Annotated in this window: 13 protein-coding genes; 5 read left to right on the forward strand and 8 right to left on the reverse strand. The window is 72.4% G+C overall.

From position 1 onward, the window contains the following. On the forward strand, positions 1-909 hold a 909-nt coding region (locus VLG41_RS07070; protein ID WP_325348687.1), incomplete at its 5' end, for a YbfB/YjiJ family MFS transporter. Between the two features lie 70 nt (positions 910-979). After that, positions 980-2,281 carry an AsmA family protein gene (locus tag VLG41_RS07075; protein ID WP_325348688.1) on the forward strand — a complete coding sequence of 434 codons (1,302 nt, stop codon included), beginning with the start codon at positions 980-982 and terminating at the stop codon, positions 2,279-2,281. A gap of 35 nt (positions 2,282-2,316) precedes the next feature. On the opposite strand, the gene VLG41_RS07080 is transcribed toward VLG41_RS07075, so the two are convergent. From VLG41_RS07080 to VLG41_RS07115, 8 genes are all read right to left on the reverse strand, one after another. Beyond that, complete coding sequence (locus tag VLG41_RS07080; protein WP_325348689.1) at positions 2,317-3,639, reverse strand: ATP-grasp domain-containing protein; 1,323 nt, start codon at positions 3,637-3,639, stop codon at positions 2,317-2,319. Continuing rightward, a complete protein-coding gene (locus VLG41_RS07085; protein ID WP_325348690.1) occupies positions 3,636-4,844 on the reverse strand; it encodes an MFS transporter in 1,209 nt (402 codons plus the stop codon). The genes VLG41_RS07080 and VLG41_RS07085 overlap by 4 nt, the downstream gene beginning before the upstream one ends. Before the next feature lie 13 nt (positions 4,845-4,857). Beyond that, positions 4,858-5,559, reverse strand: coding sequence for a 2OG-Fe dioxygenase family protein (locus VLG41_RS07090; protein WP_325348691.1), 702 nt, complete (start codon positions 5,557-5,559; stop codon positions 4,858-4,860). Between the two features lie 48 nt (positions 5,560-5,607). Beyond that, positions 5,608-6,957 carry a diaminobutyrate--2-oxoglutarate transaminase family protein gene (locus tag VLG41_RS07095; protein ID WP_325348692.1) on the reverse strand — a complete coding sequence of 450 codons (1,350 nt, stop codon included), beginning with the start codon at positions 6,955-6,957 and terminating at the stop codon, positions 5,608-5,610. Positions 6,958-7,065: 108 nt separating this feature from the next. Continuing rightward, positions 7,066-7,722 (reverse strand): helix-turn-helix transcriptional regulator, encoded by a 657-nt coding sequence (locus VLG41_RS07100; RefSeq protein WP_325348693.1) that lies wholly within the window; start codon positions 7,720-7,722, stop codon positions 7,066-7,068. A 75-nt stretch (positions 7,723-7,797) separates the two neighbouring features. Then, positions 7,798-9,177 carry an amidohydrolase family protein gene (locus VLG41_RS07105; RefSeq protein ID WP_325348694.1) on the reverse strand — a complete coding sequence of 460 codons (1,380 nt, stop codon included), beginning with the start codon at positions 9,175-9,177 and terminating at the stop codon, positions 7,798-7,800. Positions 9,178-9,192: 15 nt separating this feature from the next. After that, positions 9,193-9,933 (reverse strand): sulfite exporter TauE/SafE family protein, encoded by a 741-nt coding sequence (locus VLG41_RS07110; RefSeq protein ID WP_325348695.1) that lies wholly within the window; start codon positions 9,931-9,933, stop codon positions 9,193-9,195. 10 nt (positions 9,934-9,943) lie between these two features. After that, positions 9,944-10,948, reverse strand: coding sequence for a tripartite tricarboxylate transporter substrate binding protein (locus VLG41_RS07115; protein ID WP_325348696.1), 1,005 nt, complete (start codon positions 10,946-10,948; stop codon positions 9,944-9,946). A 65-nt stretch (positions 10,949-11,013) separates the two neighbouring features. Here VLG41_RS07115 and VLG41_RS07120 point away from each other — a divergent pair, with 65 nt between their 5' ends. The 3 genes from VLG41_RS07120 to VLG41_RS07130 form a co-directional block, all read left to right on the forward strand. Further along, complete coding sequence (locus VLG41_RS07120; RefSeq protein ID WP_325348697.1) at positions 11,014-11,772, forward strand: GntR family transcriptional regulator; 759 nt, start codon at positions 11,014-11,016, stop codon at positions 11,770-11,772. A gap of 151 nt (positions 11,773-11,923) precedes the next feature. Then, a complete protein-coding gene (gene speB / locus VLG41_RS07125) occupies positions 11,924-12,850 on the forward strand; it encodes an agmatinase (RefSeq protein ID WP_325348698.1) in 927 nt (308 codons plus the stop codon). Position 12,851: 1 nt separating this feature from the next. Beyond that, positions 12,852-14,135: FAD-binding oxidoreductase (locus tag VLG41_RS07130; RefSeq protein WP_325348699.1), on the forward strand; the 1,284-nt coding region annotated here is incomplete at its 3' end.

The raw sequence follows: 14,135 nt of genomic DNA on the forward strand, positions 1-14,135 counted from the left end.
CTGGTGGCGCCGGAGGCACTGCTCGCGCAGCGCCTGCTGGCTGGGGTGCTGAGCGCGTTCCAGTTCATCGCGGGCGGCCTGCTCGCGGCGCGCCTGGCCGCGCGCGACACGGCGCGCGGCAGCCTGCTGCTGGGCCTGTACTACGGCGGCGCGGGCCTGGGCATCGTGGCCTCGGCACTGGCGGTGCCCCTGCTGTTGCACATGGCCGCCGCCCAGGCACATGCCTGGGCCTGGGCGTGGTGGGGGCTGGCGCTGCTGTGCGCGCTGGCCTCGGCCTTCATGGCCTGGCCGATGCGGGTGCTCGACGATTCGCCGGCACCCGTGGGCGAGGTGGTGGGCGCATCGCTCGCTCGTTCGTCGGCGAGTCCGCGCGACATGGGTTGGTTGCTGATGGGCTATGGCCTGTTCGGCGCGGGCTACATCGGTTACATGACCTTCTCGGTCGCGCTGTTGCGTGAGCAGGGCCTGTCGGCGCTGGGGATCACGACCTACTTCACCTTGCTGGGCGTGGCGGTGGTGGTGGCGCCGCGCGTGTGGGCCGGCCTGCTGGACCGCGAACGCGGCGGTGGGGCCTTCGCGCGCCTGAACGCCCTGTTGGCGGTGGCCGCCCTGTTGCCGGTGCTGGCCGGCGGCTGGGCGGTGGCGCTGGTCTCGGGCCTGCTGTTCGGCGTTGGGTTTCTCTCGGTGGTGGCCTCGACCACGGCCTTCGTGCGCCACAACCTGCCGCCGGCCTTGTGGGCGCGGGGCATCAGCCGCTTCACCATCTGTTTCGCGGTGGGGCACATCGTCGGCCCGATGCTCACGGGGCTGATCAGCGACGGCCCGGGCGGTTTGGCGCGCGGCCTGGTGTTCTCGGCCGCGGCGCTGGCGCTGGGGGCCGGGTTCGCGTGGCGCCAGCGCCCGCTGTGAGGGCGTGGCGGCGCCTCGAACGGCAGGGCGTCTGGCTGCCGTTGCGCAAAGCCCTGGGCACAATTTCGGCATGCGCCGATCCGCCCGACTCAGCCTGTGGTTCCTGCTGCCCGTGCTCTTGCTGGCGGGCCTGTTGCTGGCCTTGCAGCACTGGGTGACGAGCGAGGACTTTCGCGATCGCCTGGCCGCCGAGGCGAGCGAGTTGCTGGGTGCGCCGGTGCGCGCACAGGCCATCGGCTTGGCGCTGTGGCCGGTGCCGGGGGTGGCGGTGGATGGCCTGAGCGTGCAGGCGCGAACGCCGCTGTCGCTGCAACGGGTGGAACTGCGGCCGCGCTGGTCGGCTCTGCTGGCCGGGCAACTGCGCGTGCAGACCCTGGTGGTGCGCCAGGCGGTGCTGCCCGAGGCCACCATCGCGCTGCTGGGGGCGCGCATCGGCGCCGCGAAGACCAAGGCACCGCCGGAGAACGCCGACGAAGCGATCGATTTTTCTCTGCTGCCGCGCGAACTGGTGCTCGACGAGGTGAGCTGGCTGGCGGCCGATGGCGCGCGCACCACCGTGAACGCCGATCTGCGCTTCGCCGAGGACGGCTGGCCGACCAAGGCCGAACTGGCCGTGGTGGGTGGTGCGCTGCGCGGCACCACGGCCACGCTGCGGCGCGAGGGCGAGGCCACGGCCTGGGCGCTGGACGCGCGCGTGGGCGGCGGCCGGGTGCGCGGGCCTGTCGCGGTGCAGCTGCCCGAGCCTGGCGCGAAGGAGCGGCGCGTGGTGCTCGAAGGCTCGCTTCGCACCGACAACGTGGAGGTGTCTGCCCTGACGGCGCCGAGCAAGCCGCTCACGGGGCGCCTGCAGGCCGAGACCACGCTGGGCGCGCGCTTTCCCGAGCGCGTGAGCGCGGACGCGCTGGTGAACGCCTTGCGCAGCGACACGCGCTTCACCGTCACCGGCGCCACGCTGCACGGCCTGGACCTGGCGCGGGCGGTGAGCACCGTGGGCCTGTCCAGCGGCGGAGTTACCCAGCTCGACACACTGGCGGGCCAGGTGGCGACGCGGGGCAAGGCCATCCAGCTGTCGAACCTGGTGGCGAGTTCGGGCCTGCTGACGGCCACGGGCGAGGTGGCGATTTCGCCGAGCCGCGCGCTGTCGGGTCGCGTGCGCGTGGACGTGACACGTGGCGCCACGGCCGGCGTGGTGGGCGTGCCGCTGGCGGTGGGCGGCACGCTGGACGACCCCGAGGTGACGCTCACGCGCGCGGCGCTGCTGGGCGCGGCCATCGGCACGGCGGTGATGCCCGGCGTGGGCACCGGGGCGGGGGCCAACCTCGGCGACCGCCTGGGTGAGGGCCTCCAGGATCTGTTCGGCGGGAAGCGGTAGACACTGCGCGGCGCCGCGCCGCTCGGGGCTGTGGGTCAGTGTCCCGCTTCGGGATCCAGCTCGTACTTGGCGACTTCCACGCCCAGCAGTTCGTCGAGTTCGTGCAGGAAACGCTGGCCTTGCCGTGCGGATGCGGCGGCGCTCGCACCGGGCACGATGACGTGTCCCAGCACCGAGACATTGCCTTCGAAGCGCCGCAGCGCTTGGCCGGGTGCGAGGTTCAAGGTGCAGAAGCCGATGCCGTGTCGCTGCAGCAGCGCGTCCAGCCGGGCCTGGGTGAACGCGCCGGACACGGTGCCCGCCTCGCGCGCGCCGATGAGCACGACGGTAGCCGCGCCCTGGATGGCGGCCTGGTCGGGCGTGATGTCCTCGCCCAGGTGCAGGCGCACCAGCCAGCGGAACGCGTCCTGGCCCGAGACCGATTCGTAGGCCTGTGGCCCCACGCCGCCCATCATGCGGCCGTTGATCTCGACCAGGCAGGGCCCGTCCTCCCCCAGGATCACCTCCACGTGGTACAGGCCGAAGCGCAGATCGACGGCGCGGAACACCTCGCGCACATACGCTTCCAGGGCCACCAGGCGTTCGGCGCTCAACCCCGAGGGCATGCAGTAGCCCATTTCCAGCAGCTCGTTGTGGCGCGAGCGGTAGCGCGTGGTGGTGGCGTAGATGCGCACGTCGCCGTCGACCACGACGACCTCGACGGAATGCAGCGAGCCGCTGATGTAGGCCTCGAGGATGTACTCGCGGTTGACGATGTGGTTGATCATGGGGTCGCTTTGGCGCCGCGCGTCTTGCAGCGTGGCGACGAAGCGCTGGAAATCGCTCTCGGTGCGGCACACCGCCGAGAACTGCTTGCCGAATCCGCGCGTGGGCTTGACCACCAGGGGCGCGCACAGGCGCGGCGCGCGCCCGCTCAACAACTGGTTTTCGCTCATCACCTCGAAGTCGGGCGAGCGCAGGCCCGCGTGCGACAGCGCGGTGCGGCATCGGTCCTTGAAGACGGCGTTCTCCAGGGCGTTGGCGCCCGGCGTGAGGACGCCGATGGCCTCGGCCGCCCGGGCCACGGGCAGGATGGCGGCCTCGGAGGTGGTGATCACAGCGTCCAGGCGGCCATGGCGTTCGCCGAGTTCGCGCAGCGCGGCAAGGAGTCCGTCGCCACCCAGGGAGGGAATGCGCAGGTGCTCGTGCAGGTGGCTCAGGTGCGGTCGCAGGCGCGTCGCGTTGGCGCTGGAGATGGCGAGGAAGGAGCTGTCGCGCGGCTCGATGAAGCTGACACGGCACCCCAGTTCGCGCGCCGTGCGAAAGGCGCTCAGGCCGGCGAGGGTGGAGTCGACGAAGGCGATGTGGGGAGCGCTCATGGTTCGGGCAGCGTGGGACGGACGGAGGCAGGCGTGGCGACGCGGCGTGCCAGCCACCGCAGCAGCGCCTGGCCGAGGAAGTAGCCCAGCGCCAGGCACAGAGCCGTGCCGCTGAGGCCGATGGGCCCGATGAGCAGGGCGCCGACGCCTCCAGTGAGCATCAGGCCCGCATACACGAGCGCGTATTGCAGCGTGGCCACGAGCGGCATGTCGGCCGGGGGCGTGGCAAGCACGATGTCGCCCTGCAGGCGAAAGAAGGCCAGTTCGAAGCAGAAGAAGAAGACGAAGTAGCTGGCGAAGCTGGCGGCGACGCCGGGCAGTTCGCAAGCCGCGAGCATGGCGATGGCGCAAACGGGGGTGACCACCGCCAGGCCGGGTGCGCGCTGGTGGCGGCAGAGCGCGCTGTAGGCCAGCGCGCCCGACACGGCTGCGAGGCTGGCGATGATCTGCAGCACGCCAAGGTGGAAGGTGCCGGGCAGCCCTAGGTGGTGAGCGGGTAGCGCCACGCGGGAGAGGTTGTAGAAGCCCTGGAAGCAGGCGCCCAGCAGCACGAAGCCCAGCAGGCTGTCGCGCAGTGCGGGCGTGCGACGCAGCAGCGCCACGGCGTGGGCCAGGCTGGCCGCGGTGCGCTCGGCGTCGGCGGCATCGGGCACCGGGCGCGGCAGCCGCAGCGCGCAGGTGGCCGCCAGACCCATGAGCACCGTGGTGGCGATGGCCGCGCCCGCGAGGGTGAGCCGGCCCGGAAAGAAGGCGAGCATGGCACCGGCCAGGGCGCCCGCGACGAACTGTGCGGTGAGCGTGAGCGGCACGGTGTGCCGCACGTCTTGTGCGCTGAAGTAGCGCTTGATGGCCACGATGCGGGCCACGCGCTGCAAGGCGTCCAGCGCGCCCACCACGGCCGCGCCGAGCAGCACGCTCACCGTGCCGAGGTCGGTGGCGAGGAACAGGACGGCGCAGCAGCACGCGCCCGCCGCGTTGGCTGCGAACAGCAGCTTGCGTGGACCCACGCGCGCCGCCACCTGGTTGAGCTGGAAGGCCAGCAGCACCGGCATCACCAGGGGCGCGACGAGCACGAGTTCGGACACCAGCAGGCTGCCCAGCGCATGGTACGCGTGCTGGGCGAGGTAGAGGTAGACGAACATGCTCGCCGAGATGGCGGACAGGTTGATGGCCCACAGCAGCGCCGTCAGGCGCCGGGCACTCACCGCAAGGCCCTCCTCATGCGGGCACGGGCTCGTGGTTCAGCGCGCCCAGCCGGCGCTCGAACTCCTCGCCGTAGCGGCGCCGTTCCCAGGCGTTGAACGAGACGATCAGGATGTCGCGATGCCCCGGCCCCAGGCCAGCGGGCAGGATGTCGGTGGCGTGGTGCCACATCTTGTCGTCGGCCATGACGATGGCTTCCTGCGGTTGCAGCACGTCTTCGAAGAAGCAGGGGCCGCCGCCCGTGGGCATGAGCTGGCTCACGCCGCCGGTGATGTTGTGGCGGGAGAAGATGGCGTTCATGACGAAGTCATGGCCGTCGCGGTGCGGGCCTTCGGGCACGGCGATGCCCTTGATGTCGCGTGAGGTGATCACGCGCACTTGGTGCACGTTGATCTGGTAGAGCTGCTCCTGGTCGAGCCAGGCGGCGCGGGCGCCCGCCGCCACCTGGGGCGTGGGGTCGAAGCGGATGGGCTCGAACTCGCGGCGCACGCCGCCCACCACGCCGTTGTACTGGCGGGACTGGATGAAGGGCCGGTGCGGCAGACGTTCCGTGCGCCAGTCGTCGCCTTCGTACCAGAGGCGGAACTGCGAGAAGCGACGGTAGCGCTGGGAGCCGCCGGTGTAGGGGTCCAAGGGTAGCGTGTCGAACTCGCGCATGGCGTCGTCGGACAGCGGTGGAACGGTGAAGCGGGCGTAGGGGCGGATGGGGTCGGGCATGGGACTGGTTTCGAAATGGGTACGTGGTGGGTACGTGATGAAGTGAGATCAGGCGGCGGCGGGTTCGGGTTCGGCGACGCAGGCCCGCAGGGCTTCGCCGATGCGCCGCACGGCGGTGTCGATGTCGGCGTCGCTGATCGTGAGTGCCGGCAGCAGGCGCATCACGGCACCGTGGCGCCCGCCGGTTTCCACGATGACGCCTTGGTGGAAACAGGCGCGCTTGAGGCGGCGGGCCAGGGCACCGTCGAGCGTGCCGTCCCGTGCGTTCACGATTTCCAGGCCCAGCATGAGGCCGCGGCCGCGGATGTCGCCGAGGCAGGGGAAGGTGTCGGCGAGTTCACGCAGGCCCTGGCGCAGCCGCTCGCCGCTGGCGGCAGCGCGCGCAGGCAGGTCGTGGTTGCGCAGGAAGCGCATCGTGGCCGCGCCAGCGGCCAGCGCGATCTGGTTGCCGCGGAAGGTGCCGGCGTGTGCGCCGGGCAACCAGGCGTCGTGGCGCTGGTGGTAGGCGAGCACCGCGAGCGGGAAGCCCCCACCCAGGGCCTTGGACAGCACGATCGCATCGGGCACGATGCCCGCGATCTCGTGCGCGAACATCTGGCCGCTGCGGCCGAAGCCGGTCTGCACCTCGTCGATGACCAGAGGGATGTTGTGGCGGGCGGTGATCTCGCGCAGGCCGCGCAGCCAGCGGGCCGATGCGGGGATGCAGCCGCCTTCGCCCTGGATGGCCTCGACCATGACCAGCGCGGGCGGCGTGATGCCGCTTTCCGGGTCGCCGAGGGCGCGGTCAAGGTAGCGCAGGCCCAGGGTTTCGCCTTCTTCACCGCCGACGCCGAAGGGGCAATGCCGCGCGTGGGGGAAGGGGAACGGGAAGAAATGCGCATCGGCGCTTGCGTGCGGCACGGGTGTCTTGGGGCCCAGGTTGCCCATGAGTCCCATGGCACCGGCCGTCATGCCGTGGTACGCGCCGTGGAAGGCGATGACCGCGTGGCGCCCGGTGGCTGTCTTGAAGAGCTTGAGCGCGGCCTCGACGGCGTCGGCGCCGGTAGGGCCGCAGAATTGCAGGCGGCAGTCGCGCGCGAAGGCGGAGGGCAGGGTGCGCAGGAGCTGCTCGACGAACGCGAGCTTGGTGGGCGTGGCGAGGTCCAGACCCTGCTGAAGGTGGCCGGCGCCGAGAAACTCACCCACCGCGGCCATGACGTAGGGGTGGTTGTGGCCCAGCGGCAGAGCGCCCGCGCAGGCCAGCAGGTCGATGTAGTCGCGGCCTTCGCTGTCCCAGACGGTGGAGAGCGAACCCCGCGTGAAGAGGCGGTCGAAGGTGCGCGCGTAGGTGCGGGCGCTGGACTCGCGCTCGGCGATGAGCTTCAAACCCTTGCTGCAGGCCGTGGCGGAGGGGGTCATGGCGGGCGGTGATCGGTGCTGGCGGGGTCGCATTCGAGCACCCGGGCCGGGCACCGCCTACTACCCGATCGGGCAGTGGCGCGGCCCGCGCCCGGCCCTTGCCCGCGCTCAGTGCAGCAGGCCCATCAGCACGGCCTTGACCACCGCCGCCGTCTTGTTGGCCACGCCCAGCTTGTGGGTGGCGTTCTTGATGTGGAACTTGATGGTGTTCTCGGAGACGGTGAGGATCTGAGCCACCTCGGTGGAGGTCTTGCCGACGGCGGTCCAGCGCAGCACCTCGCGCTCGCGTTCGGTGAGGGCCTCGCTGCGGGCGGGCCGCTCGATGCGCAGCATGGCGTCGTGAATGGCCTTGCTGACCAGGGACAGCAGGGGCTCGACGTGCTGCAGTTCGCCGTCGTCGGGCGGCGGCCCGTCGCGGGTGAGACTGAAGATGCCGCGCACGCCGAGGGCGCGGGGGGAGGACGCGCCCTGAGCCCAGCCCGCGCCGTTGGCGCAGGCCTGCCACACGAAGGGCAGGTTGGAGAACCGGCAGTGCGCGATGGCTGGATCGGCGTCGGCGCGGCTGAGGTCGTGCGGGGGCGGCGAGATCAGGTGGTTGTGCAGGGTGAGCACCACCGCCCGCGAGTTCAGCAGCCAGGTGCTTTGCAGATAGCAGAAGCGCTCGAAGCCGAGCGCTCGCGCGGCGTCGCTGGCGATCGACGTCAGTTCCTGTCGGTTCGTTGCGGTCTGTGCCCGGCCGAGCCAGTGCCTGTGCCATGCGTCCATGCGCTCGTCCCCACCCTGTTGCTTCGGGGGCGCAGTCTCGCGCAAGACGCGCGAGCAATCATGACGAAGGTGTGATCACATGGCGCGCGGCGCCTGCGCTGAAGTGGGATGGATGCGCTGGATGGGCGCGGCGGCCACGGCCTCGCGCGCGAGTTCGCGTGCGCGGTCCATCAGGGCGCGCGCGTCCCAGTCCACAGGCCAGCCCTGCCACAGGCGCAGGCGGCCCTGCACCAGCACGGCCTCGATCTGGCCGCGGTGCGCCAGGCGCACCAGCTCCCAGCCCAGGTCCCAGGAGGGCGTCAGTTCGGGCACGTCGAGGTCGATGAGCAGGGCGTCGGCCGCCAGGCCCGGGGCGATGCGCCCGGTGATGCGCCCGAGACCCGCCGCGTCGGCGCCCGCGCCGGTGGCCATGGCGAGCCAGGTCCAGCCGGCGCCGGTGGAGAAGTCCCCCACGTCCATGCCGTTCGTGAGGCGCTGCGCGGTCTCGGCGGCGTCCATCAGGCGAAAGCCATCGCTGCGGGTGCCGTCGGTGCCCAGGCCCAGGCGGATGCCCAGGCCGTGCATCAGCAGCGCGGGCGCCACGGCGTTGCCCTTCCAGCTGCTGGCCACGGGGTTGTAGCTCACGGCCGCGCCGCTGTCGCGCAGCAGGGCCAGCTCGTGCGGGGTGACCATGGTGGCGTGAGCGGCCAGCAGCTCGGGGCCGAGGGCGCGCGCGTGGTGCAGCACCTCCAGCGGACGCCGGCCGCGCGCGATGAGCGAGCGTTCGATGGAGGCCAGGTGCTCGTTGAGGTGCACCTGGAACACGGCGCCGGCCTCGCGGCACAGCGCGGCCACGCGCGCGAGCATGGCATCGCTGGCGGCCTCGGGGATGGAGATGGCCAGCGAGGGATGGAGCAGGTCCCCGGTGTGGTGGGCGCTCAGGTGGCGCTCGGCCTCGCGCACGATGTTCGCGGCAGCGGCCTCGTCCAGGCCGGCGTCGTTGCAGGTGCGCGCGAGCACGCAGCGGATGCCGCTTTCCTGCACGGCGGCCTCCAGCGCCTGCAGGCCCAGTTCGGATCGCGTGCCGGCGTCGCACACGGTGGTGAAGCCCCCGCGCAGCGCCTCCAGCGCGGCCAGGCGGGCCGAAACGTGCAGGGCCTCTTCGTTGAGGTGTTGCTCCAGCGGCACCCAGATGCGGCGAAAGATCTCGGACGGTTCACCGAAGGCCAGGGCCTTGCCGAAGGACTGCGTGAGGTGGTGGTGGGTGTCGATGAAGCCGGGCATGAGCAGGCGGCGCGGCAGGTCGATGGGCGTGAGTGCGGGGTGGCGTCGCGCCACCTCATCGGCGGGGCCCAGGTCGGCGAAGCGGCCGTCGCGCAGCAGCACGGCCAGGCCGGGCTGCGGCACCTCGTCGATGAGGGTGAGTTCGGGGCGCAGCAGGGCTTCAGGGGCGCCGAGGGCGGTGCGGAGGTCCATGGCGGGCTTTCGTGGTCAGGCGAGGAGGAACCAGGCGCCGGTGGCCAGCAGCACGGCGGCGGTGGTGGCCTGCAAGGGCCGGGGGTTGGCGCGGCGCGCGAGGCGGCGGCCGGCCCAGGCGCCCAGCAGCAGGGCGACGGCGATGGTGGCGCCCAGGCGCCAGTCGAGCCGGCCGGCCAGGGCGTGCGTGGCGCTGGAGGCGATGGCGATGGGCAACTGGATGACCTGCGCGGCGACGATGGCGCGCGACAGCGGGCGGCGCATCAGCAGGAGGATGGGCAGCAGCATCACCGGCCCGCCCGTGCCCGACAGCGCCGAGCCCAGGCCCACGCCCAGGCCGAGCGCGAGCTGTCCGCCCAGGCCGGGCCAGGGGTGGTCGGCGCGCGGGTCGGGCCGATGCAGGCGCCACAGCGCGTGCGCGCCCGAAGCGAGCGCGAGTAGGCCGATCCAGCCGCGCACCGCGTCGCCCGGCGCCCAGGCGGTGAGCGCGGCGCCCGCGCCCGCCCCGAGCAGGGCCGTGAGCATGAGGGGCGCGTCGCGGCGCAGGTGCGCCAGCGCGCCCGAGGCGTTGCCGGTGAGCGCGTAGGCGCCGGTGACGAGAAAGGCCAGACTGGAGGCGGCGATCGCCTCGGGCAAGGGCACGCCCAGCAGGGTGCTGAGCGCCGGCACCACCAGCACGCCGCCGATGGAGGTGGCACCGATGGCCGCGCCGGCCAGCGCGATCACGGCCCAGGCGAGGGCGTCGGTGCCGGTCATGCAGGGTTTGTCATTCGGGTTTGATCTCGGCGGCTTTGACGGCGGCGGCCAGGGTCTCGCGCTCGCGCTTGAGCAGGGCCGTGAACTCGTCGCGCTCCACGCTGAGGGGCCGCAGACCGGCGGTGTTCATCTTCTCGACCAATGCGGGGTCCTTCAGCGCCTCGCGCAGGCCGTCGGCCACGCGCTGCACGATGGCGGCGTCGGTGCCGGCGGGCGCGAACAGGCCGTACCAGGAGTCCACGTCCACCGACTTCAGGGCCGGGGTCTCGGCCAGCGCGGGGATCTCGGGCAGCGAGGGCCAGCGCTGGCGCGTGGTGACGCCGTAGGCCTTCACCTTGCCGTCCTTGATAAAGGGCTGTGCGAGCGAGATCGGCATGACCGCGAGCTCGATCAGGCCGGCGGACAGCTCGGTGAGCACCTGCGGGCCGTTCTTGTAGGGCACGTGCACGATGTCCACGCCCGCGCCGAGCTTGATGATCTCGGCCGTGAGGTGCATGGAGGTGCCCACCCCGTCGGTGCCGTAGTTGAGCCTGCCGGGGGCCTGGCGCGCGGCGGCGATCAGCTCGGCGGTACCGGCGGCGGCCAGCTTGGGGCTGCCGATCAGCACGAAGGGCGAACTGGCCACGGTGGCGATGGGCGCGAAGTCCTTGAAGACGTCGTAGCGCACGATGGAGGGCTTGACCACGGGCGCCACGTTGATCGGGCTCGCTACGGCGAACAGCAGGGTGTAGCCGTCGGCCGCGGCGCGCGCCACGCGCTGCGTGCCGATGGTGCCGGATGCCCCGGCCACGTTCTCGACGACGAACGGCTGCTTCATGCGCTCGCTCAGCGCCTGCAGGGTGAGGCGCGCGGCGGCGTCCACGCTGCCGCCCGGTGCGAAAGGCACCACGACGGTGACCGGGCGGCTGGGGTAGGCGCCGGCCTGCGCCAGACTGGTGCCGGCGGCGCTGGCCAGCGCGGCGGCAAGAATGAGTCGGCGGGAGAGCGCGCGCAACGGAGCGTTGGGGGTGGGCATGGGAAACTCCTGACAGGATGGAGGGGCACCCGGCGGGTGGGCTATTCAACTTGATATAACAAGTCATGACAAGTGAAGCAAACACCGTTCCAGGATCAGCGACACCGGCAGGCAACGGCCTGACCTTGCGTGCGCAGGTGCGTGAGGCGCTGCGCGCGGGCATTCTGCGTGGTGACTGGCACACCCACGACCGCCTGCCGAGCGAGAACGAGCTGATCGAACGGCACGGGGTGAGCCGCATCACCGTGCGCCAGGCGCTGGCCGACCTGGCGGGCGACGGCCTGATCGTGCGCGTGCAGGGCAAGGGCTCCTTCGTGGCGCCGGCACCGGTGCGCCAGGAGCTCTCGCGCCTGCAGGGCCTGTCGGAGGCGCTGGGCGGGCAGGGGCGCGAGGTGCTCACGCGCGTGCTCTCCCTGGGCCAGGCCGGGCTGCCGGCGCGCGCCGCCCAGGCCCTGGGCCTGCCGGCGGGCACGCCCTGCGTCGAATTGCAGACCCTTCGCTTCGCGGACGGGCAGCCGCTGTCGCTCAACAGCATCTGGATCGAGCCCACCGTGGGCGACACGCTGGACGAGGCGGCGCTGGCGCAGACCGACCTGCTGACGATCTACGAAAGCGCGCTGAAGCTGCGCGTGACGCGCGCGGCGGTGGACATCGGCGCGGCGCTGGCCACGGCGCGCCAGCGCAAGCTGCTGGGGCTGGGCGAGCCGGCGGCGGTGCTGCGGGTGGAGCGCACGGTGTTCACCACGGGCGATCGGCCGCTGCACTTCGAGGCCAGCACCTACCGGCCAGAGGCCTTCAGCTACCGGCTCGAACTGGCCCGTTAGGCAGGGCGTGACGGGCGCCGCGCCCTGCCGTCTGGCGGGATGCGGGGTGGACGGCGGAGGCACCGCCCAAGTGGCTCCCTGCGGCCGGCGGGCGCGGGGCTATCGTCGCCGCTCCCGCCGCCCGGCGCCCTTTGATGACATTGGTTTTCCCATGGCCCTTGGTCAGTTCGCCTACGCCAACAACAGCAACCGGTTCCTGGCCTGCGCGCCGCTGGCCGGGCAACCGTACGCGGTCTGCGGCATACCCTTCGACGGCGTGGTGACCAACCGCCCCGGCGCGCGTTTCGGGCCGCAGGCCATCCGCGCGGCCAGCCTCATGCTGTGCGACGGCATCCACCCGGTGTTCGACGTCTCGCCGCTGGAGCACCTGGGCGATGCGCTGGACATGCGCCTGCCCAACGCCTCGCCCTTGCCCGAGGTGCGCGCCCACATCGAGCGCCAGGCGGCCGAGCTGATGGCGAAGCACCACTGCGTGTTCCTGGGTGGGGACCACTCGGTCACGCTGTCGCTGCTGCGCGCGGCCAAGGCGCGCCACGGCGGCGAGCCGCTGGCCCTGGTGCACTTCGACGCCCACTGCGACACCTGGAGCGACCACTTCGGCGAGCCCTCGGGCCACGGCACGTGGACGTACGAAGCCATCCAGGAGGGCCTGGTGAGCGCGGCGCACACGGTGCAGATCGGCATCCGATCGAGTGGCGAGCGCGCCGCGCGCGACTACGTGGCCGACCAGGGCGGACAGATCTTCACCGCGCGCGAGCTGCGCGGGCTGGACGGCGCGGCCCTGCGGCCGGTGATCACCGCCATCCGCGAACGCCTCGCCGGGCGCCCCGTGTACCTCACGCTCGACATCGACGTGCTGGACCCGGCCTTCGCGCCGGGCACCGGCACGCCCGAGCCGGGCGGGCTCACGAGCTCGCAGGTGCTCACCTTCCTGGAAGACCTGGCCCCGCTGGACTGGATCGGCATGGACTGTGTGGAGGTGGCGCCGGCCTATGACCACGCCGAGCTCACCAGCAACGCGGCGGCCTGCTTCGTCTGGACCTACCTGGCCGGCCGCGTGGCGCGGGCGGGGGCCTGAGATGTCCCTTGTCGGTTCGGACACGCAGCTCAACCAGCGCAGCTACTACGAGGCCAGCGTGCAGCGCGGCCCCGCGCGCGCGCCGCTGCAGGAGCACCTGGTGGTGGACGCGCTGGTGGTGGGCGCGGGTTTCTCGGGCCTGTCGGCCGCGCTGGAGATGGCGCAACGCGGCCTGTCGGTGGTGGTGCTGGAGGCCGAGCGCATCGGCAGCGGCGCGAGCGGGCGCAACGGCGGCCAGGCCATCGTGGGCTACGCGAGCGGGCAGGGCCCTTTCGAGCAGCAACTGGGGCGCGAGGACGCCGAGCGCGCCTGGGCGATGTCGCTGGAGGCCATCGACCTGATCGACCGGCGAATCGCCGCGCACGGCATCGATTGCGACCGCCGCTTCGGCTATGTGTACGTGGCCGAGAGCGCGCGCAAGGCGCGCGAGCTGCGGGCGGAAATGGACGGCCTGGCGGCGCGTGGCATCGCGGTGGACTGGGCCGAGGGCGCGGATGTGCGCCGGCTGATCGGCACCGACCACTACGCGGCGGCGGCGCGCGAGCAGCGCAGCGGCCACCTGCACCCGCTGAAGTACGCCCTGGGCCTGGCGCGCGCGGCCGAGGCCGCGGGCGTGCGGATCTTCGAGCACTCGGCCGTCACCGCGCTGCAGCGCGGCGACACGCTGATCGCGCGCACCGCACGCGGCCAGGTGTCGGCGCGCTTCGGCGTGCTGGCGGGCAACTGCATGCTGCCCGAGTACGGCCCGCAGGTGGCGCCCGAGATCGCGGCGCGCATCATGCCCGTGGGCACCTACATCCTGGGCACGGCGCCGGTGGACGCGGCGCTCGCCGAGCGCCTGATCCCTGGCGACGCGGCGGTCTGCGACAACAACTTCGTGCTCGACTACTTCCGCTTCAGCGCCGAGCGCCGCATGCTCTTCGGTGGCCGCGTGAGCTACACCACCATGACGCCGCGCCACCTGGAAGGCACCATGCGCGCGCGCATGGCCGCCGTGTTTCCCGAGCTGCGCACGGTGCCGGTGGAGCACCTGTGGGGGGGGTTCGTGGACATCAGCATGAACCGCGCGCCCGACTTCGGCCGCCTGGGGCACAACCTGTACTACCTGCAGGGCTTCAGCGGCCACGGCGTGGCGCTCACGGGCCTGGCCGGGCAACTGGTGGCCGAGGCGGTGCTGGGCCAGGCGGGCCGCTTCGACCTGTACGCGCGCCTGAAGCACCGCCGCTTCCCCGGCGGCGCGCTGCTGCGCACGCCCAGCCTGGCGCTGGGGATGCTGTGGCACCGC

The sequence above is a fragment of the Hydrogenophaga sp. genome (assembly GCF_035481345.1).
Lineage (GTDB): Bacteria > Pseudomonadota > Gammaproteobacteria > Burkholderiales > Burkholderiaceae_C > Hydrogenophaga.